The 22,291-nt window shown below is 69.2% G+C and carries 21 protein-coding genes and 1 riboswitch; of the genes, 11 read left to right on the plus strand and 10 right to left on the minus strand.

From position 1 onward, the window contains the following. The 6 genes from PMI01_RS00650 to PMI01_RS00675 form a co-directional block, all read right to left on the minus strand. On the minus strand, positions 1 to 507 hold a 507-nt coding region (locus PMI01_RS00650), incomplete at its 3' end, for an ABC transporter ATP-binding protein (RefSeq protein WP_007661676.1). Next, a complete protein-coding gene (locus PMI01_RS00655) occupies positions 504 to 1,487 on the minus strand; it encodes a FecCD family ABC transporter permease (RefSeq protein WP_007661677.1) in 984 nt (327 codons plus the stop codon). The genes PMI01_RS00650 and PMI01_RS00655, both read right to left, overlap by 4 nt. Next, positions 1,484 to 2,338 carry an ABC transporter substrate-binding protein gene (locus PMI01_RS00660; protein WP_007661679.1) on the minus strand — a complete coding sequence of 285 codons (855 nt, stop codon included), beginning with the start codon at positions 2,336 to 2,338 and terminating at the stop codon, positions 1,484 to 1,486. Before PMI01_RS00660 ends, PMI01_RS00655 begins: the two co-directional genes overlap by 4 nt. Next, entirely contained in the window at positions 2,335 to 2,940 is a 606-nt protein-coding gene (gene cobO / locus PMI01_RS00665) for a cob(I)yrinic acid a,c-diamide adenosyltransferase (protein WP_007661681.1), read from the minus strand. Before cobO ends, PMI01_RS00660 begins: the two co-directional genes overlap by 4 nt. Next, positions 2,937 to 3,923: a threonine-phosphate decarboxylase CobD gene (cobD, locus tag PMI01_RS00670; RefSeq protein ID WP_007661683.1), complete on the minus strand. Its 987-nt coding sequence runs from the start codon at positions 3,921 to 3,923 to the stop codon at positions 2,937 to 2,939. Before cobD ends, cobO begins: the two co-directional genes overlap by 4 nt. A gap of 2 nt (positions 3,924 to 3,925) precedes the next feature. Continuing rightward, a complete protein-coding gene (locus PMI01_RS00675) occupies positions 3,926 to 5,860 on the minus strand; it encodes a TonB-dependent receptor plug domain-containing protein (RefSeq protein ID WP_007661685.1) in 1,935 nt (644 codons plus the stop codon). A 108-nt stretch (positions 5,861 to 5,968) separates the two neighbouring features. Continuing rightward, positions 5,969 to 6,169: riboswitch (cobalamin riboswitch) on the minus strand. A gap of 37 nt (positions 6,170 to 6,206) precedes the next feature. Here PMI01_RS00675 and cobU point away from each other — a divergent pair. The 3 genes from cobU (at position 6,207) to PMI01_RS00690 (ending at position 9,165) form a co-directional block, all read left to right on the plus strand. After that, positions 6,207 to 6,722, plus strand: coding sequence for a bifunctional adenosylcobinamide kinase/adenosylcobinamide-phosphate guanylyltransferase (cobU, locus tag PMI01_RS00680; protein ID WP_007661687.1), 516 nt, complete (start codon positions 6,207 to 6,209; stop codon positions 6,720 to 6,722). A gap of 108 nt (positions 6,723 to 6,830) precedes the next feature. Continuing rightward, on the plus strand, positions 6,831 to 7,718 hold the full coding sequence (locus tag PMI01_RS00685) for a TauD/TfdA dioxygenase family protein (RefSeq protein ID WP_007661688.1): 888 nt from the start codon (positions 6,831 to 6,833) through the stop codon (positions 7,716 to 7,718). Between the two features lie 115 nt (positions 7,719 to 7,833). Further along, complete coding sequence (locus PMI01_RS00690; protein ID WP_007661690.1) at positions 7,834 to 9,165, plus strand: LLM class flavin-dependent oxidoreductase; 1,332 nt, start codon at positions 7,834 to 7,836, stop codon at positions 9,163 to 9,165. Positions 9,166 to 9,180: 15 nt separating this feature from the next. On the opposite strand, the gene modB is transcribed toward PMI01_RS00690, so the two are convergent. Continuing rightward, positions 9,181 to 9,855, minus strand: a complete 675-nt coding sequence (gene modB / locus PMI01_RS00695) for a molybdate ABC transporter permease subunit (protein WP_007661692.1) — start codon at positions 9,853 to 9,855, stop codon at positions 9,181 to 9,183. 2 nt (positions 9,856 to 9,857) lie between these two features. Next, entirely contained in the window at positions 9,858 to 10,619 is a 762-nt protein-coding gene (modA, locus tag PMI01_RS00700) for a molybdate ABC transporter substrate-binding protein (protein WP_007661694.1), read from the minus strand. 76 nt (positions 10,620 to 10,695) lie between these two features. On the opposite strand from modA, the gene PMI01_RS00705 reads away from it, so the two are divergent. From PMI01_RS00705 to PMI01_RS00715, 3 genes are read left to right on the plus strand one after another with little or no spacing between them, the layout of a single operon-like run. Next, positions 10,696 to 12,747 (plus strand): TonB-dependent receptor plug domain-containing protein, encoded by a 2,052-nt coding sequence (locus tag PMI01_RS00705; protein WP_035033805.1) that lies wholly within the window; start codon positions 10,696 to 10,698, stop codon positions 12,745 to 12,747. Then, positions 12,748 to 13,536 (plus strand): TOBE domain-containing protein, encoded by a 789-nt coding sequence (locus tag PMI01_RS00710; protein WP_007661699.1) that lies wholly within the window; start codon positions 12,748 to 12,750, stop codon positions 13,534 to 13,536. It abuts the gene before it with no gap. A 10-nt stretch (positions 13,537 to 13,546) separates the two neighbouring features. Next, on the plus strand, positions 13,547 to 14,050 hold the full coding sequence (locus PMI01_RS00715) for a hypothetical protein (RefSeq protein WP_007661701.1): 504 nt from the start codon (positions 13,547 to 13,549) through the stop codon (positions 14,048 to 14,050). Positions 14,051 to 14,086: 36 nt separating this feature from the next. On the opposite strand, the gene PMI01_RS00720 is transcribed toward PMI01_RS00715, so the two are convergent. Beyond that, positions 14,087 to 14,554, minus strand: coding sequence for a hypothetical protein (locus PMI01_RS00720; RefSeq protein ID WP_007661702.1), 468 nt, complete (start codon positions 14,552 to 14,554; stop codon positions 14,087 to 14,089). Between the two features lie 209 nt (positions 14,555 to 14,763). Between PMI01_RS00720 and PMI01_RS00725 the strand changes: the two genes are divergently transcribed. From PMI01_RS00725 to PMI01_RS00745, 5 genes are all read left to right on the plus strand, one after another. After that, the gene (locus PMI01_RS00725) at positions 14,764 to 15,261 is read left to right on the plus strand and encodes an RNA polymerase sigma factor (RefSeq protein WP_007661704.1); all 498 of its coding nucleotides are present in this window, start codon (positions 14,764 to 14,766) and stop codon (positions 15,259 to 15,261) included. 97 nt (positions 15,262 to 15,358) lie between these two features. After that, a complete protein-coding gene (locus tag PMI01_RS00730; RefSeq protein ID WP_007661706.1) occupies positions 15,359 to 16,330 on the plus strand; it encodes a FecR family protein in 972 nt (323 codons plus the stop codon). 71 nt (positions 16,331 to 16,401) lie between these two features. Next, complete coding sequence (locus PMI01_RS00735) at positions 16,402 to 18,867, plus strand: TonB-dependent receptor (protein ID WP_007661714.1); 2,466 nt, start codon at positions 16,402 to 16,404, stop codon at positions 18,865 to 18,867. A 151-nt stretch (positions 18,868 to 19,018) separates the two neighbouring features. Continuing rightward, on the plus strand, positions 19,019 to 19,864 hold the full coding sequence (locus tag PMI01_RS00740) for a glycosyltransferase family 2 protein (protein WP_007661715.1): 846 nt from the start codon (positions 19,019 to 19,021) through the stop codon (positions 19,862 to 19,864). Between the two features lie 10 nt (positions 19,865 to 19,874). Beyond that, on the plus strand, positions 19,875 to 20,669 hold the full coding sequence (locus PMI01_RS00745; RefSeq protein WP_007661716.1) for a polysaccharide deacetylase family protein: 795 nt from the start codon (positions 19,875 to 19,877) through the stop codon (positions 20,667 to 20,669). A gap of 2 nt (positions 20,670 to 20,671) precedes the next feature. Here PMI01_RS00745 and aceB read toward each other — a convergent pair whose 3' ends face one another. Then, positions 20,672 to 22,252 carry a malate synthase A gene (gene aceB / locus PMI01_RS00750; protein ID WP_007661718.1) on the minus strand — a complete coding sequence of 527 codons (1,581 nt, stop codon included), beginning with the start codon at positions 22,250 to 22,252 and terminating at the stop codon, positions 20,672 to 20,674. Positions 22,253 to 22,291: the final 39 nt, after the last annotated feature.

Consider the following 22,291-nt stretch of genomic DNA (forward strand, 5'->3'; position numbering starts at 1 on the left):
CTCGTCGGCCACCAGCCACGACGGCTCGCCGGCCAGGACCCGGGCCAGCAGGGCGCGGGCCCGCTCGCCGCCCGACAGGGTGGTGACGTCGCGGTGGGCCAGGCCGGTCATGCGGGTCTGGATCAAGGCCTCCTGCACCGCCGCATGATCGGCTTCGGTCAGGCCGAGGGCCCCGCTGTGGGGGATGCGGCCCAGGCCCACCAGGGTCTCGACGTCCACCGCCCAGGCCACCTCGGGCGTCTGGGGCAGGAAGCCGACGTGGCGGGCGCGCTCGCGATGCGGCGTGGCCAGGAGCGGCCGGCCGCCGAGCGTGACGCGTCCGGCGCCGGGGCGGCGCAGGCCGGCCAGGCAGGCCAGAAAGGTCGACTTGCCCGCGCCGTTGGGCCCGACGACGGCGGTGACCTCGCCCGGCCGGAACCGGGCGCTGATCCCGTCCAGGACGACCCGGCCGCCGAACGCGACGGTGAGGTCGTCGGCGACCAGATCGCCGTTGTCGCCCAGGTTCATGCCAGCCTCCGGCGCATCGAGATCAACAGGGCCAGGAAGAACGGTCCGCCCACCGAAGCCATGGCGACGCCGAGCCGGACCTCCGCGGCCGACGGCGTCAGCCGCACGACGATGTCGGCGACCAGGACCAGGACGGCCCCGGCGACGGCGCTGGGCGCCAGCAGCGCCCCGGGCTGGTGGCCGACCAGCGGCCGCATCAGGTGCGGCACGATCAGGCCGACGAAGCTGATCATGCCCGTCACGGCCACGCTGGCCCCCGACGCCATGCCGACCCCGACCGCCAGCAGCACCCGCGTCAGGGCCAGGTTGATCCCCAGCGCCCTGGCGCCGGTCTCGCCCAGGGTCAGGGCGTTCAGGGCCCGGCCGAGCGACAGCAGCAGTCCGCAGCCGATCGCGATGAACGGCAAGGCCATCCAGACGTCGTCGGCGCTGCGGTCGGCCAGGGAGCCGAGCAGCCAGTTGATGATCTCCTGGGCCGCCCACGGGCTGGGAGCCAGGCTCAGGGCCAGGGCGACGCCGGCGCTGGCCACGGTGTTGAGGATCACCCCCGCCAGGATGAAGGTGATGGTCCCGCCGGTTCCGCCGGCCAGGGCCAGCATCACCGCCACGCCGACCCCCGCGCCGAGCATGGCCGCCGCGAACAGCATCCACGGCGTGCTCAGTCCCATGGCCAGATACATGGTCATCACCGCGCCGAGGGCGGCCATGGACGAGACGCCGAGCACGCCCGGATCGGCCAGCGGGTTGCGCGTATAGCCCTGCATCGCCGCGCCGGAGAGGCCCAGGGCCGCGCCGACCGTCACGGCCAGGACGGTGCGCGGCAGGCGAAGCTCGAAGATGATCGCCCAGCGCGGATCGTGGGCGGTCTGGGACCAGGCGCTCCACGGGACCCAGACCCGTCCGGCCATCAGCGACACGGCGGCAAGCAGCAGGACGAGGAGGCAGAGCCCCGCGATCAGCAAAAGTCGCCTGGCGGTCATGCGGATTCTCCGAGAACCTGCCGCCGGGCGGTGGCCAGGACGGCGGCGGTCTGGATCAGCACTGGTCCGCCGCAATAGAGCAGCCGCTCGGGGAACACCGCCCGCCGCATGCGCGGGCCGACGCTGGCCAGGGCCGGATGGTTGAGGATGCGCTCGGCCCAGGTCGGGGCGTTGGGCGTGGCCTGGCCGGCCAGCAGCACCTCGGGCGGATCGTCGAGCAGGCGCTCCAGCGAGACATTGCCCCACTTCTTGAGGCCATAGCGCTCGGCGACGTTCACGAAGCCGGCGCGGCGCATCATCTCGTCGACCAGGGTGCCGTGCCCGGCGGCGAAGCCGTTGGGCTGGAAGACCAGGGCGGTCACGGGCCGGGCGCCGGGGCGGGGCGCGCCCTGGGCCATGGCCGTCTCGACGCGGGCGATCAGCGCCTCGCCGCGATCGGGGTGGCCGACGGCGTCGGCGATGCACCGGATCTGGGCCTGGTTCTCGATCCAGCTGTTGGGCACCTTGAACAGCTCGGTGCGGATTTTCAGGCGCTTCAGCGCCGCGCGGGTGGCCAGCGACGAATGGGCGGCGGTCAGCACCACGTCGGGGCGCAGCGCGATCACCTCCTCGGCGCTCTCGTAGGTGATCGGATAGGTCCGGGCGACGCCGGCGATCGTCGACTGCTGGGCGTCGCGCGCATAGTGGCTGAGCGCCAGGATCTGGCTACGGTCGGCGACATTGACCAGTACGGCGTCGGTGCAGGGATTGAGCGAGACCACCCGGGGCAGGGCGCGCGCCTTGGCCGCCCCGCCCGCCAGCCCGACCGCCAGGCCGGTCCCGACCGCCGCCCGCCGGGTCAGGCCGGTCAAAACTCGACCCCCCGCTGGGCCTTGAAGCCCTGTTCGAAGGGATGCTTGACCAGGGTCATCTCGGTGACCAGGTCGGCGATCTCGATGAGCTGCGGCTTGGCGTTGCGGCCGGTCAGGCAGACGTGCTTGTCGTTGGGGCGGGCCTTGAGGACCTCCACCACCTCGTCGATGTCGAGATAGTCGTAGCGCAGGGCGATGTTGATCTCGTCCAGCAGCACGAAGTCGAGCTTGGGATCGGCGATCATCTCCTGCGAGACCAGCCAGGCGGCGCGGGCGGCGGCGATGTCGCGCTCGCGGTCCTGGGTGTCCCAGGTGAAGCCCTCGCCCATCACCTCGTAGCGCACCTGGTCGGGGAACTTCTTGAAGAACAGCCGCTCGCCGGTCTTCCACTTGCCCTTGATGTACTGCACCACTCCGACCTGGAGACCCCAGCCGAGGTGGCGGGCGACCATGCCGAAGCCGGCCGAGGACTTGCCCTTGCCGTCGCCGGTGTGGACCAGCAGCAGGCCCTTCTCGAGGGTCTTGGTCTCCATCATCGCCTCGCGCTCGGCCTTGAGGGCGCGCATGGCTTCGGCGTGCTTGGCGTTGATGTCGTCGGTCATCGGAGTCTCTCCAGGGCGGCGGCGAGGCGGAGCCAGTCGGGCTTGGGGCCGGGAAGGCCGAAACGGATCAGCGTCTCGTCCCAGGGGAAGGGGCGGGTGAGGATGCCGGCGCGAGCCAGGACCTCGAAGCGGCGCGGCGCGTCGGCGGCGCGGGCCAGGCGAAACAGCGACGTGCCGCCGACGATCTCGAACCCGGCGACGCGGAGCAGGGCGTCCAGCCGCGCGGCGTCCTCGGCCAGGCGCTGGCGGGTCCGGATCGCCCAGGCGGGGTCGGCATAGGCGGCCAGGCCCACGGCGATCGCCGGTCCCGAGACCGGCCAGTCGCCCAGGGCGTGGCGGACCTGCGCGGCCAGCCCGGGCTCGGCGATCAGGAAGCCGAGGCGCGCGCCAGCCAGGCCGTAGAACTTGCCGAACGAGCGCAGCACGATCAGCCGCCGGTGACCGGGCGCGCCGGCCAGGGGGGCGACCGACAGGTCCGGCTCGGTGTCGGCGAAGGCCTCGTCGACGATTAGCGTTTCGTCCGTCAGGCCGAGCACCTCATCCGGCGACAGGGCCTGTCCGTCCGGATTGTTCGGATTGACCACCACGCGCAGGTCGATGGCGGCGTCGGCGTCGGCCGACAGCATCGCCCCGGCCTCGCGCCAGGCCTCGGCATGGCCGCCGTAGGTCCGTGTCGCGACACCGATCCGCCGGGCCGGCAGCAGGCGCGGCAGGAGACGGATCAACGCCTCGCTGCCGGCCGCCGCCGCCACCCTCGCCGGATCCTCGACGCCAAAGGCGCCCGCCGCCGCCCGCTCCAGAGCCCGGGCGGACTCGGGGTCGGGCAGGCGGGACCAGGCTTCGGACGCCACGGGTGGGACCGGATAGGGGCAGGGATTGATCCCCGTCGACAGGTCCAGCCAGGGCGTCGGCGCGTCCGGATAGAGGGGCCGCGCCGCGCCGAGGCGGCCGCCGTGGCCGAGCAGGGCCGCCGGCGTCGCCATGGCTAGAACCGCGCCCGCACGCCGACGAAGGCGCCGCGACCCAGGGTCCCGTAGCGGTAGAGCGTCTCGTACTGCTGGTCGAACAGGTTCTCGATCCGGCCATAGACTTCGAAGGTGTCGTTGATCGGATAGGCGACCCGCACGTCGGTCAGCACATAGCTCTTCAGGCGCCGGGTGTTGCTGGCGTTGTCGAAGCTGTGGCCGACATACTGCAGCGACACCCCGCCGTTCAGGCCGCTGGGCAGATCGATGGCTAGGTCGGCATTGGCGGTTTCACCGGCCCGGCGGGTCAGGTCCTTGCCGTAGTTGGGGCCGGGCGAGCGGTTGGTGGCGTCCAGGTTGGTGTAGTTGCCCGACACCGTGACGATCGAATTGATCGCGTAGGACGCCTCGACCTCGACGCCGTCGGCCTTGGTCTTGGCCGTGTTGGCGTAGCCGCCGAAGTTGGGCGGGGTGTTGTTGGACAGGAAGTCGATCTGGTTCTTGGTGTCGCGGCTGAAATAGGTGATCGAGCCGCGCAGGCGGCCTTCCAGCACGCTGTGCTCGACGCTCAGGTCCCAGCTCTTGGCCTCTTCGGGCTTCAGGGTAGTGTTCCCGTAGTCGCTGTAGAGCTGGTACAGCGACGGCGCCTTGAAGCCTTCGCCATAGTTGGCGCGCAGCACCGTGGCGCCGTCGTTCGGCGACCAGGCCGCGCCGGCCTGGTAGGTGGTGGCGCCGCCGAAGGTGTCGTGGTCGTCGTGGCGGACGCCGGCGGTCAGGGCCAGGCCGGCGATCGGCTTGGCCTGGAGCTGGCCATAGACGCTGTCCATGCCGGTGGCGTGGCGGTCGACCTTGGTGCTGAACGACGGGGAGGCGGTGCGGAACCAGGTCCGCTCGGTCTCGGCCCCGAACACCGCGCGCCAGATCGGATTGATCGTCCAGGTGCCCTGATATTCCAGGCTGTTGTCGGTGCCGCGCGCGTCGAAGGTCTTGGGCGCGCTCTGGGCGGGATTGTAGTTGTCCCGGTCGGTCTGGGTGTAGGCGTAGCCGACCCGGCTCTTCAGGGCGCCGTCGAAGTTGGACAGGCGCACCCCGACATAGCTGACCAGCTCCCGGGTCTTGCCGTAGTCCGCGGTGTCGCCCAGGGCGTAGGGCGGGGCGGGAAGCGAGCTGTCGTACTCGTTGCGGCCGGCGGCGTAGGAGGCGCGCACGTCGAGGCTGGCCCAGTCGGTGACGTTGATGTCGGCGCGGCCGCTGATCGCGGTGTTGTGGTAGCCGTCCTTCTCCTTGCCGCCCATGGCCTTGTCGAAGTTCGAGATGCCGGCCGTGGTGTACTGGCCGGCCGCCAGTCGCCAGCCGCCCCAGTCGCCGCCGGCCCCGACGCCCACGCGGGCATAGGCCGTGGCGCGCGAACCGCCTTCGAGCGTCGCGGTTCCGGCCAGCGGGCCATCGGGGGTCTTGGTGATCAGGTTGACGACGCCGCCGATCGCCTGGCTGCCCCACAGGGTCGACTGCGGGCCGCGCAGCACCTCGATGCTGCTGACGTCGCCGGCCAGGAGGGTGGCGAAGTTGTAGCCGCCGCCGGTGGTCGACGGGTCGTTGAGTTTGACGCCGTCGATCAGCACGGCGGTCTGGTCGCTCTCGGCGCCGCGGATGCGCACCTGGGTCGAGCCGCCGACGCCGCCGTTGCGGGTCACCGTGACGCCGGGGGTGTGCGACAGCAGGTCGGAGACGACCACGGCCTGGCGCCTGCGCAGCGCCTCGGCGTCGATGATGGTCATGCTGACCGGCACTTCCGACAGCTTGTCGGCGGCGCGACCGGCGGTGACCACGATCTGGTCGACCTCGCTCGACGCCTCGGCGGTTTCGGCGGCCAGCGAGACGCTGGGCAGGGCGAGGGCGGGCAAGGCGAGGGCGGGAAGGGCGGCCACCAGGGCCAAGACGGAAATAGAGCGCATGTTCAATCCTTCAAGCGCGGCAACGAAGGCTGGCCCGAAGATTCGGACCGGCCCGACGATGTCGCCTCGGGGGAAAAGAACCCCATCGTTCGGCGCACCCCGGCCGGACGAAGGACGACTGCGACGGGCAGGTCTCCTGGCTCACGGGTCAATGCCGATGCGCGTCGCCTTCCCAGCCGCCTTCCGAAGAAAGTGATCAGTGGCTAATGACACGCGGGCTCGCCGCTTACAGTTGCGGGGGCAGCCCGGGTTTCACACCCGAGTTCCCTTTTCATCCTCTTTCGAGGAACCTGTCGCGAGAGCTGCACTATATGTTGCGTCGCACACGGTCAATCTGGAGCGCATCTTGTCGTTCACCCTCGTCCTCGGCGGAGCCCGATCCGGCAAGAGCGCCTTCGCGCAGGCCGCCGCCGAGGCGCAGGCCGCGCGGGGCGGCGGACGGCTGGTGATGATCGCCACCGCCCAGGCCTTCGACGCCGAGATGGCCGAGCGCATCGCCCGGCATCGTCTGGATCGCGGCGAAGGCTGGACGACGCTGGAGGCCCCGTTCGAACTGTCGGCCGCCCTGGAGGGGCTGGGCGCGAGCGACGTGGTGGTGGTCGACTGCCTGACGCTGTGGCTGTCGAACCTGATGCTGGACGACCGCGACGTGGCGACGGCGGCGGCCGAACTGGCGACGGCGGCCGGCCGCTTCGAAGGCGCCTTGTGGCTGGTGTCCAACGAGGTCGGCTTCGGCATCGTACCCGACAACGCCCTGGCCCGCCGCTTCCGCGACGAGGCCGGACGGCTGCACCAGGCCCTGGCCCAGGCCGCCGACGCCGTGACCCTGGTGGTGGCCGGGCTGACCCTGAAGCTGAAATAGGCTGGCGGGTTTCGGAGAAAAACTAGGTTGAGCGGCGTTATCCCAAGTCTAAGGTGCGGGTAACAGAGACGCCGTTCGCGCGGACGGGCGGCGCTCCGGGAGGACGCCATGAACGCCTTTACCCCCATCGCGGCCAGCGAGACGCCCGACTATGCCGGCCTGACCGTGACGCCGGCCGGCCCGGTGCTGGGCGCGGAAATCTCCGGTCTCGACCTTCGCCAGCCGCTGGCGCCGGAAATCGTCGCCGCGATCCGCTCGGCCCTGCTGCGCCACAAGGTGGTGTTCTTCCGCGACCAGGACATCAGCCACGAGGACCATGTCCGTTTCGGCCGCTATTTCGGGGACTTGGAAGGACATCCTGTCACCGCCCACGTGCCCGGCTTTCCCGAGATCCTGCACATCGAGGCCGCCGACGGCATGAAACTGCGCGAGGAGATCGTGCCGCTGGTTCGCGTGGCCAACAAGTGGCACACCGACGTCACTTTCCGGCCCGCGCCGTCGATGGGCGGGGTGCTGCGGGCCCGCCACCTGCCGCCGCTGGGCGGCGACACCCTGTTCGCCGACACCGCGGCCATCTATCGCGACCTGCCGCAGGCGCTGAAGGACCAGTTGGCGACCCTGACCGCCGAGCACGACATCCTGCAGAGCTATGGCTACCGGGTCGACGAAGCCAAGCGGGCCGAACTGCGCGCCGCCTATCCGCTCCAGGCCCATCCGGTGATCCGCACCCATCCCGAGACCGGCGAGAAGCACCTGTTCGTCAACAAGGTCTTCACGACGCGGATCCTGGGCCTGCCCGAAGACGAGGCCAAGCGCCTGCTGGCCGACCTGCTGGACCGGGTGAAGACCCCCGAGTACCAGGTCCGCTTCCGCTGGACGCCCAACGCCATCGTGTTCTGGGACAACCGCGCCACCCAGCACTACGCCATCCTCGACTACTGGCCGCAGGAGCGCACCGTCGAGCGGGTGACCATCCAGGGCGACGTGCCGTATTGAGGTGATCCTGGGTTTATATTGCCCGGGCTTATCAATGGCTTGAGGCAATATCGTTAGATTGCCGGGTCGCGGCCCCTTACCTACGGCCTGTCATTTTCAGAACAGGCCTCGCCCCATGTCCCAACCGCGTCAGATCAAGCTGGGCTTCATCCTGCACGGGGTCGGTCCCGGCTGGGGCGACTGGCGCCATCCCGACGCCCAGCCGACGGCGAGCACGGACTTCCAGTTCTACAAGCGCCAGGCCCAGGTCGCCGAGGCCGGCAAGTTCGACTTCCTGTTCGTCGCCGACAGCGTCTACATCACCGAGAAGTCCAGCCCGCACTATCTGAACCGTTTCGAGCCGCTGACCATCCTGTCGGCCCTGGCCGGCGCGACCAACAACATCGGCCTCGTCGGCACCCTGACGGTCAGCTACAGCGAGCCGTTCAACGTCGCGCGGCAGTTCTCGTCGCTGGACCACATCAGCGGCGGCCGGGCCGGCTGGAACGTCGTGACCTCGTGGCTCGAGGGCAGCGCCGCCAACTACAGCCGCGAAAAGCACTACGCCCACGACGTCCGCTACCGGCTGGCCGGCGAGTATCTCGACGTCGTCCAGGGCCTGTGGGACTCGTGGGAAGACGACGCCCTGACCTTCGACAAGGCCAGCGGCCAGTTCTTCGATCCGGCCAAGCTGCACACCCTGGACCACAAGGGCGAATTCTTCTCGGTGAAGGGACCGCTGAACATCGCGCGCTCGCCGCAGGGCCAGCCGGTGATCTTCCAGGCCGGAGCCTCGGAGGACGGCAAGAACTTCGCCGCCAAGCGGGCCGACGCCATCTTCGTCTCGCACGACGAACTGGACGCCGCCCAGGCCTATTACAAGGACATCAAGGCTCGAGCCGCTGGTTTCGGCCGCGATCCCGATCAGCTTCACGTCCTGCCGGCCGCCCGTCCGGTGGTCGGCCGCACGGCGGAGGAGGCCGAGGCCAAGTACCAGGAACTGATCAATCTGGTGTCGATCGACAACGCCCTGTCGATGCTGGGGCGGCCGTTCAACGACTACGACTTCTCGGTTCACGACCTCGACGCGCCGTTCCCCGACGTCTCCGAGCACGGCGCCAACAGCAACCAGAGCGCCTCGCTGAAGATCCTGGCCGCCGCCAAGGCCGAGAACCTCAGCCTGCGCCAGGTCGCCCTGCGCTTCGCCACGCCGCGCGGCCACTTCGTCGGCGCCCCCGAGCAGGTGGCGGACGCCCTGCAACTGTGGTTCGAGGAACGCGGCTCCGACGGCTTCGTGCTGTTCGAGTCCGTGCCGGGGCAGCTGGAGCTGTTCGTCGAGCTGGTCGTGCCGATCCTCCAGGCTCGCGGCATCTATCGCCAGGACTACGAGTCCACGACCTTCCGGGGCAATCTGGGCGTCGATTTCGCGGTCAACCGCCACGCGGTCAAGCGCGACGTCGCGGCCTGACCCCGGCGCCGGACCTCATCGAGACAGGCGCGGTCCGGCGTCGATGCGGCGCTCCATCAACAGCAGCGTCAGCATCACAAGGAAGGCGAAGGCCAGCAGGGCGGCCGAAAGTTGGTGGGCCTTGTCCCACTCCAGGGCCTCGACCAGGCGGTAGATCTCGATCGACAGCACCTCGGTCTCGCCCGGAATGCCGCCGCCCAGCATCATCACCACCCCGAACTCGCCGACCGTATGGGCGAAGGCCAGGATGGCGGCGACCGCGTAGCCGGGCAGGGCCAGGGGCAGGGCGACGCGCAGGAAGGCGTTCCACGGCGAGGCGCCCAGGGTGGCCGCCGCCTCCATCGGCTCGTCGCCGATCGCGATGAAGGCGTTACGCAGCGGCTGGACGGCGAAGGGCAGGGAATAGATCAGCGAACCGATCACCAGCCCCTCGAAGGTGAAGGCCAGGGTGCGGACACCGAACGGGTGCAGCAGGGTCATCAGCGGGCTGTGCGGCCCCAGGGCGATCAGCAGGTAGAAACCCAGGACGGTTGGCGGCAGCACGATCGGCAGGGCGACCAGCGCCCCCACCGGCGCCTTCCAGCGCGAACGACCGCGGGCCAGCCACCAGGCCAGGGGCGTGGCGAGGATCAGCAGCAGGGCCGTGGTGATCCCCGCCAGCTTGACCGTCAGCCACGCCACATCGAGCATGATCAGTGAACCTCGTAACCGTAGCGCTTGATGATGGCCTTGGCGTCCTTGCCCTTCAAGAACTGAAGGAAGGCCTTGGCCGCGACGCTGTCGGCGCCGGTCTTCAGCAGCACCGCCTGCTGGTCGATCGGCGTGTGGTCGGCGGCGGGGACCAGCCAGCGCGAGCCGCCGGTCTCGTTGGCCACCTGCGACAGGGCCACGAAGCCGAGCTCGGCCGCGCCGGTCTGCACATACTGGTAGGTCTGGGTGATCGACGCGCCGGTGACGACCTTCGGCTTCAGCGTGTCATAGAGCTTGAGCCTGGTCAGGGTCTCGACCGCCGCCTGGCCGTAGGGCGCGGCCTTGGGGTCGGCGATGGCCAGTTTCTCGAACTTGCCGGTCCTCAGCACCGCGCCCTTGGCGTCGACCAGGCCCGGCGTCTTGCTGAACAGCACCAGGCGGCCGGTGGCGTAGGTGAAGCGCGTGCCGGCCACCGCCAGGCCGTCGGCCTCGGCCTTGGCCGGGCGCTCGCTGTCGGCCGACAGGAACACCTCATACGGCGCGCCGTTGGCGATCTGGGTGTAGAACTGGCCGGAAGACCCGAAGCTGAGCACGACCTTGTGACCGGTGGCGGCCTCGAACCTGGCGGCGATCTCCTTGGCCGGTTCGGTGAAGTTGGCGGCGACCGCGACCTTGGTCTCGGCGGCGACGGCGGACGCCGCGCCCAGAGCCAGCGACAGGGCGCCGGCGAGGGCTGCGGCCAGGAAGGGGCGGCGGTTCAGCATGGTTGGAATCCCCGGGCGTACATGGCGTGAGCTGGGCTATTCGGTTATGTAGTAAGTCTACATAACGGGGTTTCGCATGTTGTTCAGGGGTTTTTTGCTGGCCAGTTCGCTGCTGGCCGGGACGGCGCACGCTCAGGCGGTTTCGAGTCAGGCCATGTCGAGCGACGTCTACGCCCTGGGCGAGGTGCGGGTCACGGCGCGTGACCGGGCCGGGGCGATGGTCGGGGGCTCGGTGATCCCTTCGGAAGACCTGCGCCGGTTCGACAAGGTCAGCATCGACCAGGCCCTGGACCTGATCCCCGGCGCCGTGGCCGGCAATAGCGGCGGTTCGCGCAACGAGCGGCTGGTGTACATCCGTGGCTTCGACCGTTTCCAGGCCACCTTGTCGATCGATGGCGTGCGGGTGTTCCTGCCGGCCGACAACCGCATCGACTTCGCCCGCTTCCTGACCGCCGACCTCTCCGAGGTTCAGGTCTCCAAGGGCTATGTCTCGGTGCTGGACGGGCCCGGCGGGATCGGCGGGGCGATCAACCTCGTCACCCGCAAGCCTTCAGAACCCTTCGAGGGGGAAATCCGCCTGGGCGCGGGTTTCGACGCCGACGGTTCGCTGAACAGCGACGCCGTCTCGGGCCGGATTGGCGGTCGCACCGACCGTTTTTACGCCCAGGTCAGCGGCGCACGGAACGCACGCACCCACTGGGCGCTGCCGGACAGCTATCGTTCGACCACGCTGGAGAACGGCGGCTATCGCGATCATTCCGACAGCGAAGATTGGCGCGTCAACGCCAAGGTCGGGTTCACGCCCAACGACACCGATGAATACTCGCTGACCTACACCCGGCAGAAGGGCGAGAAGAACGCGCCGTTCCATGTCACCGACACCGCAAGCACCCGCTTCTGGACCTGGCCCTACTGGAACCTCGACAGCGTGGCGCTGTTGACCAAGACCCAGGTCGCCGACAACGCCTATGTGAAGACCCGTTTCTATCGCAACACGTTCGAAAACGGCCTGTTCTCCTACGACAACGCCCGTCAGAACACCCAGACCCTGGGGCGGGCCTTCCGCTCCTCCTACGATGATGTCGCGTATGGCGGGAACGTCGAGCTGGGCGTCGGCCTGACCGCGTCCAACACCCTGAAGGCCGCCGCCTTCTATCGCCGCGACAAGCACGTGGAGTGGCAACGGACCTTCGCTCCGGCCCTGACCGAGCCGCGCCAGACGACCACGGAAGACACCACCTCCCTGGCCCTGGAGGACACTCAGCACTTCGGCGCGCGGGTCGATCTGGTGGTCGGCGCATCGTACGACCACCGCGACCTGTCGATGGCCCAGGACTACAATTCCAACGCCTTCGTCTACTACCCTCTGACCGACGACGGCGCCTGGAACGGCCAGGCGGCGCTGATCTGGAGGCCGACCGACGCCAGCCAACTCCATGCGAGCATCTCGTCGCGGGCCCGTTTCCCGACCCTGTTCGAGCGCTACAGCTCGCGGTTCGGCACGGCGATCCCCAATCCCAGCGTCAAGGCCGAGCGGGCGGTGAACTATGAGGTCGGCGGCAAGGTCGAACTGACGCCCGCCATCTCGGTCGAAGGCGCGGCCTTCTACAGCGACGTCCAGGACGCCCTGATCCAGATCCCGGTCGCTCTCGGCCCGCCGTTCGGCACGGTCAGCCAGACCCGCAACGCCGGAGACGGCGAATATTACGGCGTCGAAGCGGCGATCACCGCCCAGCTCTCGCCGAGCCTGACCCTGGGCGGCAACTACACCTATCTGCACCGCGCGCTGACCGATCCGACCAACGCTGCCTTCCGGCCGACCGGCGTTCCGGACCATAAGCTGTTCGTCCATGCCGACTGGCGCCTGGGTCGACGCCTGACCCTGACGCCGAACATCGAGGCCGCCTCGACGCGCTGGACGGTGACCTCCAGTTCGCTGGTCTCGCCCGTCCGCCACTACAGGACGGGCGGCTACATCCTGGCCAACCTCTCGGCCCAGGTGGCGATCACGCCGAAGATCGACCTGATGCTCGGCGCTCGCAATCTGCTCGATCAGCGCTATCAACTGGTCGACGGCTTTCCCGAGGAGGGCCGCAACTTCAGGGCCGATCTGCGCGTGAGATTCTAGATGTCCGTCGATGGTGATCTCAGCGCGTCCCTGATCCTGCGGCGCGGGGCGCTGGCCCGCGTCGGGCTGGAGCGCATCGCGCTGATCGAGGCGGTCGGTGACCTTGGCTCGATCAGCGCCGCCGCCAAGCGGCTGGGCCTGAGCTACAAGGGGGCCTGGGACGGGGTGCAGGCCCTCAACAACCTGTTCGACGCTCCTTTGATCATCGCCAACGCCGGCGGCAAGGCGGGCGGGGCGGCGGTCGTCACCGCGCGCGGCCATGCCGTGATCAAGGCCTTTCGCGAGGTCGAACGCGAGATCGGCGCCGCCCTGTCGCGGCTGGAGGCGGGCCTCGCGGCGCCGGGCCAGGACCTGGGCGAGCTGTTCTGGAGCCTGGGCCTGCGCACCAGCGCCCGCAACGCGCTGCGGGGAATGGTCGCCCGCATCGCCGACGACGAGGTGACCGCCACGGTGACCCTGTCGCTGGGCGATGGCGTCGAGATCGTCTCGATCATCACCCGGCGCAGCCGCGACGAGCTGGGTCTCGCGGTCGGCGAACCGGCCATCGCCCTGATCAAGTCCAGCTTCGTGAGCCTGGCCGCCGCGGCCCCCCTCGACGGCGGGGTCAATCGCCTGGCCGGTGTGGTCGTCGACCGCGAGGACGGCCTCGCCGCCAGCGAGATCAGCCTGACCCTGGCCGCCGGCAAGACCCTGGTCGCCACCGTGTCGCGAGGCGCGGTCGTTCCGGCGCTCGGCGACCGTGTCGTCGCGATCATCGAACCCTCCAACGTCATCCTCGCCGTCGAATAGGATTCCGCCCGTGAAAGCCCTCGTGTTCGCCCTCTGCTTCGTCGGCCTGTCAACCGGCGCGACCGCCCAGACCCTCGCGCTCAAGGGGCCGACGGGTCAGACGGCGACGGTCAGCGTCGCGGACCTGGCAAGCCTGCCGCGCGTCAGCTTCGCGTTCGACAGCCATGGCGAGACCCACGTCTACGAGGGCCCGCTGTTGATCGACGTGTTGGCCAAGGTCGGAACGCCGACCGGCAAGGCGATCCACGGGCCGGAGATGGCCGACGCGGTCCTGGTCAAGGCCCAGGACGGCTACCAGGTGGTGTTCGGCCTGGCTGAGCTCGATCCCGGCACTCGTCCCAACCGCATCATCCTGGCCGACAAGGCCGACGGCGCGCCGCTGGGCGGCAAGGACGGGGCGTTCAAGGTGGTGGCCGAGGGCGACCTGCGTCCGGCCCGCTCGGCGCGGATGGTCAGCCAGATCGAGGTCCTGCGCCTGGCCGCGCCCGACGTCGCGGCCGCCCACCAACACTAGCGGCGAGGCGCCGGCCGCGCGGCCCCGTGACGCCGTTCAATGGACCGTCGCGCGATCGTCGACATGCTCGGCCGGCGCTTCACGCAGCCGGGCGGGAAGGGGATAGCCGTCGACATTGAGCGCGGCGTTCAGCGCCCGCGCCAGCACCATGACGGGCTGCGGGTCGATCAGCAGCGGCTCCAGCAGCGTCTCGCCGACCGCCGTCGCCGTTCCCGCCAGGCCGCAGGACACGACGAGCCGCTGCTCGTCCGTCGAGATGCCCCCGCAGACCGGACACTGGATCTGGATCGGATGCCGCAGGGTCGCCTCCACCGACTGCATCCAGGCGACGAACAGGCCGGCGACACGATTGGACGACCGAAAGGACAGGGCCTGGGCCACCCGGCGATTGGGGCGCTCGTCGGTCAGTCTCAGCGCCGCCCACTGACGCATCGCGCTCAGCAGCAGCTTTTCGCCGGGGGTCGGGCCTGACGACCAGCACATGGCGGCGGGGGAGGGGGTCATTGCGGCCTCTATCGGCTGGGAAGGACTCTCTTGTTGCGAGTCATTATCAATATCTAGACGCAAGCGTTGTTGCGAGTCAATCTCAACTACGTATGCTGGACCCATACCTGTCAGCGGCATAGGTTCGAGATTCGTCGCGATCGCCCGCCTCTGCGATCGACCTGCCTGGAGTTCCCGCTCTGCCTGCTACGCCGCGATCGATCACGCCGATGATCCGGCTGTACGGTGAGAGGCGGGCCAATCTGGTGCGCATCTTCGCCGCGCGGCTGAGGTCGGTCGCCGAGGCCGAAGACCTGGTCCAGGACCTCTTCCTCAAGGTTCAGGCCCTGGGCGAGCTGGAGGTCGAGGGCGACGGCTCGGCGCTGCTGTTTCGGATGGCCAACAACCTGATGCTGGACCGGCTTCGCAGCCAGGCCCGAGCGGGGGCGCGCGACGAGAACTGGCGTGGCCTGCAGACTACCACCCTGGGCGACCAGCCGGTCGCCGACGCGCCTTCGGCCGAGGACGTCGTGGCCGGCCGGCAGAGACTGGACGTGATGATGGCGACGTTGGAAACCCTGCCGACCCAGGTGGCCAAGGCCTTCACCCTGCACAAGCTGGACGGGCTCAGCCACGCCGAGACCGCCGTCGCCATGGGGGTCAGCCGCAGCGCGATCGAGAAGCATGTGAGCGCCGCCTTGAAGGCGTTGATGGCGAAGCTGCCATGAAGAATTTTGCGACCTTGAAAACGAGTTTCGGAGGTTGCGGGGCTTTGGCGACGTCATACCCTTGCAAGGACGCCGCGCGGCGTCAGGACGGAGCGAAATGACGCGGTCCCAGACGGACATCGAAGTCGCGATCGACTGGCTGGTCCTGCTGCAGGGGGACACGGTCACCGAGGACGACTGGCGCGCCTTCGACGCCTGGCTGACGGCGTCGCCCGCTCACGCGCTGGCCTATGACCAGGCCCAGGCCTTCGACCAGCGGCTGGATCTCGACGCCCGTCTGGTCGAACGTGCGCCATCGGTCACGGCCACGGCCTCGACAAACGTCATCGCCCTGCGCCCCACCCGTCGTGTCTGGCTTTGGTCGGCCGGGAGCGCCATCGCCGCGGCGTTCGTCGCCGGCGCCGTCCTGCTTCCGGGCAGCGGTCTCCTGGGCGGCCGGGAAACCCGCTATGTGACCGGGGTCGGAGAGCGCAGGACCATCGCCCTCGAAGACGGCACCCGCATCGAGTTGAACGCCGCCTCACGCCTGACCGTCCGGTTCGAGCGCAATGCCCGGCACGTCCGGATGGACGACGCCCAGGCCTTCTTCGACGTCGCCAAGGATTCGCGGCGTCCGTTCCTGATCGAGGCCGGCGACACCCAGGTGCGGGTGGTCGGCACGCGGTTCGACGTCCGCCATCGGGACGGACAGGTCGCGGTGGCCGTCCAGCGCGGCCTGGTCGAGGTGCGCCCGGCCAGCGCCGCGCCGGTCCGCCTGCGGCCCGGGCAGGGACTTTCCCACGTCGAGGGGCAGGACGATGCGCGCGTCGCGACCGTTCCCGTCGATGAGGTCACCGGCTGGCGTCAGGGGCGGTTGATCTATCGGGACCGGCCGCTGTCGGAGATCGTCGGCGACCTGAACCGGCTTTTCCCCCGTCCGGTGAAGCTGGCTGACGCGCGCGCCGCCGACATGCGACTGTCCGGCGTGTTGATCGTCGATGAGCAGGATGCGATGGTCGGCCGACTGTCACATCTGCTTCCCGTTCGAACGACGACGACCAACGACGCTATCGTGATCCGGGCGCGCTAAGGCCTTGCCGACGGGACCGGAATCGTTCGAAGCGCGAAGCTTGAGCTCTAGGGGGGTAGAGCTGGAGCCTGATGATCCCGGACGCGGATTTTCCGTTTCGACGCCGTTCTGACAGCCCAGGCTCGCCCGGGGCGCGGTCGGCCGCCGGCCTGCTGACCTCAGGTTCCGTCTTCGCCCTGACCTTGGTTTCAAGCCTGACCCTGGTCGCGCAGGCCCACGCCGAACCCACCCGTTACACTTTCAGGATTCCCGCCAAGGCCCGGTCGGAAGCGCTGATCGATCTTGGCGTCCAGGCGCGCGTCACGCTTGGCGGAGCCTCGTCCTGCCCGGGGCGGAGCCCGGCCGTGGTCGGCGTCCTGACGCTGCGCCAGGCCCTGGACGCCGTGACGTCGGGCGCGCCGTGCCGGTTCGAGATTCTCGGCGACGCCACGGTCAGCATCGCGCCCGAACGCCCCGCGCCGCGCCCGGCGCAGCCCAAGGCGGCCGAACCGGCCCTGCCTGTCGATGGCGTGATCGTCACCGCCACCAAGCGCGCGACACGGCTCGGCGCGACGGCCGGCGGGGTCAGCGTGATTGGCCCGGGACGGCTTCACGACGCCGGCTCGGTCGACACCAAGAGCATTTCGCAGCAGACGGCGGGCTTCATCACCACCAACCTCGGCGCGGCCCGCAACAAGATCATGCTGCGCGGCCTGTCGGACGGCGCCTTCACGGGCCGCACCCAGCAGACCGTGGGAACCTATCTCGACAACATCCCGCTGACCTACAACGCCCCCGACCCCGACCTTCGGCTGATCGACGTCGATCGCGTCGAGATCCTGCGCGGTCCCCAGGGCGCGCTCTACGGCGGCGGGTCGTTGAGCGGGGTCTACCGGATCGTGTCGCGCAAGCCGGTGCTGGACGAATGGTCGGGGGCGGTGAAGGTCGGCGCGGCCGCCACGGAGTCCGGCTCTCCCAGCGGTCGCCTGGAGGGTGTGGTCAACCTGCCGCTCGTCACGGGGCGAGCGGCGCTGCGGTTGGCGGCCTATAGCGACGTGGACGGCGGCTATGTCGACGACGTCAACCTGCGCCTTTCGAACGTCGATCGCACGACCCGGACCGGCGGTCGCGCGGCGCTGTCCGCCGTGCTCGGTGAGAACTGGTCGTTGACGATCTCGGGGGCGCGTCAGGACCTGCACGCCACCGACAGCCAATACACGACGCCCAGCCTGGGTGGTCAGAAACGCGCCAACCAGGTGCGGGAGACCCACGACAACGTGCTGCAGCAGGGCGCGGTGACGCTGACCGGGACGGGGTCCTGGGGAAGGTTCGAGTCGTCCACCGGCTATGTCCGTCACCGCTTCGCCAGCCGCTTCGACGCCACGGCGGCCCTGAACCCGGCGAGCGTCTCGGCCGTCGACGTCGGCCTGTTCGATGAGGCCAGCAAGGTCAGGCTGTTGGTGGAGGACGCGGTGCTGTCCTCGCCCGACAGCGGCCGTTTCCGGTGGTTGCTCGGGCTCTACGGACTGGCCAGCCTGGAGGACAGCGACGGCGAACTGCGGGCCCGCATCGCCAAGGACCCCTCGCGGCTGCTCTACCTGGAGGACCGGCGTGACAGGCGTCGGGAGTTGGCCCTGTATGGCGAGACCGCCTATGACCTGGGTGGCGGATGGACCGTGAGCCTGGGCGGTCGGGCCTTCCGCACCGCTGTACGCACGACCTCGGCGATCACGGCGCCGGCCCCCGGACAATCCCGCAGATTCGAACGGCAGGCCCTTTTCACGGGCGTTTCTCCCAAGTTGTCGCTGCAACGAACGTGGGGCTCGGGTGGGATTGTCTATCTCCTGACCTCGGAGGGGTACAGGTCCGGCGGGTTCAATACGGGAGGACTCGTCGCGCTGTCGGCTCTGCGCGACTCGTTCAAGCCCGACCATCTGCGCAATTACGAGATTGGCGTCGGCGCCAGCCCGCTGGAAGGTCGCGTGACCCTGCGCGCCGCGCTGTTCCACGACGTGTGGACCGATATCCAGACCGACCAGTATCTGAGCTCGGGGCTGTCCTACACGGCCAATGTCGGCGATGGTCGCAACACGGGCCTGGAACTCGAGGGCACGGCGCATGTCAGCCCAAACCTCACGGTCGAGGCCAATGCGCTGTTCAGCCGACCGCGCCTGAGCAGGGTGGACCAGAACTTCGCGTCGGCGGCCCAGAGCGAACTGCCCGGCGTTCCGGACGTCTCGGCCGGGGCCATGACCCGCTACCAGCGAGACCTGGCCGCGGACCGGCGCCTCGTGCTGACCGCGGAGATGAAATATGTCGGCCGTTCGCGGCTGACCTTCGACCGGCGATTTTCGCCGTCCATGGGCGACTACGTGACCGGACGCCTGTCGGCCGAGGTGGCGACACCGACCTGGAACTTCACCTTCGCGGTCACCAATCCCGCCAATGCGTCCAGCGACACCTTCGCCTATGGCAACCCCTTCAGCTTCGGCCAGGTGCGCCAGGTCACGCCCCTGCGCCCGCGCACCTGGAGCCTGGATGTCTCCCGCGTCTTCTGACCCTGGCGGTCGAGTTTGATTTCACAGGCCTATTTTGGATCAACCCGCGCGCGAAACGCGAAAAATCTTCTGAGGTTCCCTCAAAACGGCGGCGTCTACCTCTTGATGGGGTCACGCTCGCTAGCGCGGCGCCCCCAAGTCGGGGAAAGTTATGCCTGTGCTGTCGGGGCTCGTCTGCGCCCACAATGAAGAAGCGCGTATCGCGCAATGCCTTGAACGCCTGGCGTTCTGCGACGAGATCGTCGTCGTCGCCGACCGGTGCTCCGATCGCACCGTCGCCATCGCGCGCAAGATGGGCGCCCGGATCGTTTCGGGGATTTTTCCGGTCGAGGGCCTGCGCAAGGCGGCCGGCGTCGCCGCCTGCCGCGGCCGATGGATCATGGAACTGGACGCCGACGAGGCTGTGACGCCCGCCCTGGCGCTGGAAATCCGGGAGACGATCGCCAAGGCCGACGCCGGCGACTGGTACCAGGTTCCGGTCGACAACTTCGTGGGCGAGCGGCTGGTGCGCCACGGCTGGGGCGGCTCGTTCGGCGCTTCGTCGGTGGCGCGGCTGTTCCGCAAGGGCGTCAAGAGCTGGAAGAGCGAGCGCGTCCATCCGGGTACGACCTTCACCGGCGTCTATGGCGGCCGATTGCAGCATGCCATCCTGCACAAGGTCGACGACGACATCGCCGACATGGTCCAGCGCCTCAACCGCTATACCGCGCTGCGCGGTCAGGACCTGGCCGACAGCGGCAAGATCAAGAGCCTGTGGGACGACCTGTTCCGGGGCGTGCGCCGCTTTTACAAGTGCTACGTCTCGCGCAAGGGGTACCAGGAAGGCGACCTGGGCTTCCTGATCGCGGTCATGGCCGGACTCTATCCGTTGCTGTCCAACCTCAAGGCGCGGGAGATCCGCTTCCTGAACGGGCAGGACGTCCGGACCGTGCGCGCCGGACGCGCCGCGGTGATCAACCTGGACGGCGAGGATACGAGGCTGGGCCATTCGGCCTAGACACCGTCCGATGTGGCTCAACCGTCTCCTGATCACCGCTATCCTCGGGCCGGAACTCGCGCGCTGGAAGGCGCGGGCGCGCGCGCCCGTGGTCTGGTGGCGGGATGACGACGCGCGCCGTCCGACCCCGGCCCTGGATCGCTTGCTGGCCCTGTCGAGCCGCTTTGAAGCGCCGATCACGCTGGCGGCGGTGCCGGACGGCGACATCCAGGCCCTGGCCCAGGCCTGCCGCGCGGCCGGCGGGGTCGAACTGGCTATCCACGGCTTCCGACACGAAAATCGCGCGCCGCCGGGGCGGCCTTCGGGTGAGGTCAACGACCTGGATCGCCTGGCCGACGTGGTGCTGGAACTGGGCACGGCGCTGGACGTCTTCAGGCGCGCCGGGACGCCGGCCAGTCTGTTCGTGCCGCCCTGGAACAACATCCATCCGACCCTGAGGGCGGCGCTGGCGCTGCACGGCCTGGAGCTTTCCGGCTACGGCGATCTGCGCAATGTGGACGAACCGGCCCGCCTGGACGCCCATCTGGACGTCCTGCGCTGGAAGCCCGGGCCTCGCTTCCGGGGCGCGGCGCGGTTCCTGTCGCGGACCCGTCGTCTGCTGACCGAGCGACGCCGCAAGGGGCTCTGGGACGAACCGCTCGGCCTGCTGACCCATCACCTGGATCACGACGAGGCTACCTGGCGGTTCCTGGAAGCCTTCCTGCCCGTCGTGAAGCCCGTCAGCCGTCGGTCCATCGTCGGCGACCCCGTCGCGAGGACGGGACGCGACGGCCCGCGGACCCTCGCGCCCCGGAAGGCCGGCTAGCGCTAGCTGATCAGTTCATACGCGGGGAGGGTCAGGAATTCTTCCAGCGTGTCGGCCAGCACCATCCGCGAGAACAGATGGGCGGCCTCTTCCAGGCGCGGCGACGGGAAGTCGCGACGCAGGCCGGCCATCTCCTGGGTCAGCAGGCCGACGAACAGCTCCGAGGTGATGGTGCGGCCGTCGTCGAGCTCGGCGGCCAGCTTGATCCATTGCCACAGCTGGGTGCGGCAGATCTCGGCCGTCGCGGCGTCTTCCATCAGGTTGTAGAGCGGCACGGCCCCGCGGCCCTCGATCCAGGCCTGGGTGTAGCGCACGCCGACCCGGATGTTCTCGCGCACGCCGTCCTCGGTGCGAACGCCGTCGTGCAACTCCAACATCTGGGGTTGGGTAATGGTCAGGTCGGCGAGCTTGCGGTCCAGCTGGTTGGGCGTCGGCATCAGGCGGTCGAAGACCTCCATGGCCACCGGCACCAAGTCGGGGTGGGCGACCCAGGTGCCGTCGTGGCCGGCCCCGGCCTCGCGTTCCTTGTCGGCCCGGACCTTGGCGAAGGCGGCCTGGTTGGCGGCCTCGTCGCCCTTGATCGGAATCTGGGCGGCCATGCCGCCCATGGCGAAGGCCCCGCGGCGGTGGCAGGTCTGGATCAGCTTCAGCGAATAGGCGCCCAGGAACGCCTGGCCCATGACCATGGCCGAACGGTTGGGGGTCAGGAACGCGGGCCGGCGGCCCAGGCGCTTGATGAACGAGAAGATGTAGTCCCAGCGACCGCAGTTGAGGCCGGCCATGTGGTCGCGCAGTTCGAAGATGATCTCGTCCATCTCGAAGGCGGCGGGGATGGTCTCGATCAGCACCGTGGCCTTGATCGTGCCGACGGGCAGGCCGAGCGCCTGCTGGGTATGGACGAAGACCTCGTTCCACAGCCGCGCCTCAAGATGGCTCTCCAGCTTGGGCAGGTAGAAATAGGGGCCCGAGCCCTGGGCCAGCGCGGCCTTGGCGTTGTGGAACAGGTAGAGGCCGAAATCGAACAAGGCTCCGCTGATGGGCTGGCCGTCGACCTCCAGGTGGCGCTCGGGGAGATGCCACCCACGGGGACGAATGACCAGGACGGCTGGGTTGGCTCCCAGCGCGTAGCGCTTGCCGGAGTTGGCGTCGACATGGGTCAGGTCGCCTGCCCAGCGGTCTTTCAGATTGACCTGGCCCTCGATCAGGTTGGCCCAGGTCGGCGAGGTGGCGTCCTCGAAGTCGGCCATGAACACCTTGGCCCCGCAGTTGAGGGCGTTGATGATCATCTTGCGATCGACGGGGCCGGTGATCTCGACGCGGCGATCCTGCAGGTCGGCCGGGATCGGCGCGACCGTCCAGTCGCCAGCGCGGACCTCGGCGGTTTCGGCCAGGAAGTCCGGCAGTTCGCCGGCGTCGAAGCGGGCCTGGCGGGCGACGCGCAGGGCCAGCAGCTCACGACGGCGGGCGTCGAACCGGCGATGCAGGTCGGCTACGAAGGCCACGGCCTCGGGGGTGAGGATTTCCACGGCGCGGCCCTCGACGGAACCGGTGATCTGAACATTGGCGGCGATGTCGAGGGGCATGGCGGGTCCTGCGAGAGTTCGGTCTTGGCCTTCCCACGC

It is taken from the genome of Caulobacter sp. AP07 (assembly GCF_000281955.1).
Lineage (GTDB): Bacteria > Pseudomonadota > Alphaproteobacteria > Caulobacterales > Caulobacteraceae > Caulobacter.

Coding starts and splice junctions, on each gene's coding strand:
- PMI01_RS00655 (WP_007661677.1), bottom strand. CDS start 1,487: ATGACCGCCAGGCGACTTTTGCTGATCGCGGGGCTCTGCCTCCTCGTC.
- cobO (WP_007661681.1), bottom strand. CDS start 2,940: ATGACCGACGACATCAACGCCAAGCACGCCGAAGCCATGCGCGCCCTC.
- cobD (WP_007661683.1), bottom strand. CDS start 3,923: ATGGCGACGCCGGCGGCCCTGCTCGGCCACGGCGGCCGCCTCGGCGCG.
- PMI01_RS00675 (WP_007661685.1), bottom strand. CDS start 5,860: ATGCGCTCTATTTCCGTCTTGGCCCTGGTGGCCGCCCTTCCCGCCCTC.
- PMI01_RS00685 (WP_007661688.1), top strand. CDS start 6,831: ATGAACGCCTTTACCCCCATCGCGGCCAGCGAGACGCCCGACTATGCC.
- PMI01_RS00690 (WP_007661690.1), top strand. CDS start 7,834: ATGTCCCAACCGCGTCAGATCAAGCTGGGCTTCATCCTGCACGGGGTC.
- modB (WP_007661692.1), bottom strand. CDS start 9,855: ATGCTCGATGTGGCGTGGCTGACGGTCAAGCTGGCGGGGATCACCACG.
- modA (WP_007661694.1), bottom strand. CDS start 10,619: ATGCTGAACCGCCGCCCCTTCCTGGCCGCAGCCCTCGCCGGCGCCCTG.
- PMI01_RS00705 (WP_035033805.1), top strand. CDS start 10,696: ATGTTGTTCAGGGGTTTTTTGCTGGCCAGTTCGCTGCTGGCCGGGACG.
- PMI01_RS00710 (WP_007661699.1), top strand. CDS start 12,748: ATGTCCGTCGATGGTGATCTCAGCGCGTCCCTGATCCTGCGGCGCGGG.
- PMI01_RS00720 (WP_007661702.1), bottom strand. CDS start 14,554: ATGACCCCCTCCCCCGCCGCCATGTGCTGGTCGTCAGGCCCGACCCCC.
- PMI01_RS00725 (WP_007661704.1), top strand. CDS start 14,764: ATGATCCGGCTGTACGGTGAGAGGCGGGCCAATCTGGTGCGCATCTTC.
- PMI01_RS00730 (WP_007661706.1), top strand. CDS start 15,359: ATGACGCGGTCCCAGACGGACATCGAAGTCGCGATCGACTGGCTGGTC.
- PMI01_RS00735 (WP_007661714.1), top strand. CDS start 16,402: ATGATCCCGGACGCGGATTTTCCGTTTCGACGCCGTTCTGACAGCCCA.
- PMI01_RS00740 (WP_007661715.1), top strand. CDS start 19,019: ATGCCTGTGCTGTCGGGGCTCGTCTGCGCCCACAATGAAGAAGCGCGT.
- PMI01_RS00745 (WP_007661716.1), top strand. CDS start 19,875: ATGTGGCTCAACCGTCTCCTGATCACCGCTATCCTCGGGCCGGAACTC.
- aceB (WP_007661718.1), bottom strand. CDS start 22,252: ATGCCCCTCGACATCGCCGCCAATGTTCAGATCACCGGTTCCGTCGAG.